We start from the raw sequence: 1,448 nt of genomic DNA on the forward strand, positions 1-1,448 counted from the left end.
ACGTGGCCCGGGGTGTTCGAGGATGACGTGCGCGTTGGTGCCGCTGACGCCGAACGAGGACACCCCGGCCCGCCGGGGCCGGCCCGTGTCGGGCCAGTCGCGCGGCGCGGTGACGAGTTCCACGGCCCCGGACGACCAGTCGACGTGCGGGGTGGGCGTGTCGACGTGGAGCGTGGCCGGTACCCGCCCGTGCCGCATGGCGAGGATGGTCTTGATCAGTCCGGCGGCGCCGGCGGCGGCCTGGGTGTGCCCGAGGTTGGACTTGACGGAGCCGAGCAGCAGCGGCGCGCCGGCGGGACGGTCCTGGCCGTAGGTGGCGAGCAGCGCGGTGGCCTCGATGGGGTCGCCGAGCCGGGTGCCGGTGCCGTGTGCCTCGACCACGTCCACGTCGGCGGCGGTGAGGCCGGCGTCGGCGAGCGCGCGGCGGATCAGCCGCTGCTGGGCGGTGCCGCTGGGCGCGGTCAGGCCGTTGGAGGCGCCGTCCTGGTTCACGGCCGAGCCGCGGATCAGGGCCAGCACCCGGTGTCCGTTGCGGCGGGCGTCGGAGAGCCGTTCCAGGACGAGCACGGCGACGCCCTCGGCGAATCCGGTGCCGTCGGCGGCGGCGGAGAACGCCTTGCAGCGCCCGTCGGGGGCGAGGCCCCGCTGCCGGCCGAAGGCGGTGAACACCCCGGGGCCGCCCATGACGGCCACGCCTCCGGCGAGCGCGAGCGAGGAATCGCCCTGCCTGAGCGAGCGGCACGCCAGGTGCACGGCGACCAGGGCGGCGGAGCAGGCGGTGTCCACGGTGACCGCCGGTCCCTCGGTGCCCAGCACGTAGGCCACACGGCCGGATATGACGCTGCCCGCGTTCCCTGCCAGCAGGTAGGCGTCCAGGCCGTCCGGGGCGTCGTGCAGCCGCGGGCCGTACTCCTGGGTCTCGGCGCCGAGGAACATCCCGGCCGGGGTGCCGCGCAGCGCCGTGGGGTCGATGCCGGCGTCCTCCAGGGCCTGCCAGGAGGTCTCCAGGACGAGCCGCTGCTGGGGGTCGGTGCCGAGCGCCTCGCGCGGGCTGATGCCGAAGAAGTCGGCGTCGAACTCGGCGGCGGTGTCGAGGAATCCGCCGCTGCGCACGTAGGTGCTGCCGGGCACCTCCGGGTCCTCGTGGTAGAGGGCGTCCAGGTCCCAGCCGCGGTCCTGCGGGAAACCGGTCAGCACCTCGCCGCCGTCGGTGAGCAGCCGCCACAGGTCGGCGGGCGAGGCGATGCCGCCGGGGAAGCGGCAGGCCATGCCGACGACGGCGACCGGTTCGCCGGGATCCGGCGCGGGGGCCTGGTCGGCGGGGGTGTCCGGGGTGCCGTGGACCTCGGCGAGCAGCCGGGCCGTGAGGTCCTGGACGGTCGGGCAGTCGTAGGCGAGGCCGACCGGCAGGTCCAGGCCGGTCAGTGCGGTCAGCCGCCGGTGCAGGT

Annotated in this window: 1 protein-coding gene; it reads right to left on the reverse strand. The window is 76.0% G+C overall.

What is annotated here, in order from left to right; all coding sequences use genetic code 11:
- A partial coding sequence (locus tag H5J33_RS35120; RefSeq protein WP_181798698.1) for a beta-ketoacyl synthase N-terminal-like domain-containing protein occupies positions 1–1,448 on the reverse strand: 1,448 nt, incomplete at both ends.

The sequence above is a fragment of the Streptomyces sp. WELS2 genome, from assembly GCF_013870595.1.
In the GTDB taxonomy this organism is placed as follows: Bacteria; Actinomycetota; Actinomycetes; order Streptomycetales; family Streptomycetaceae; genus Streptomyces.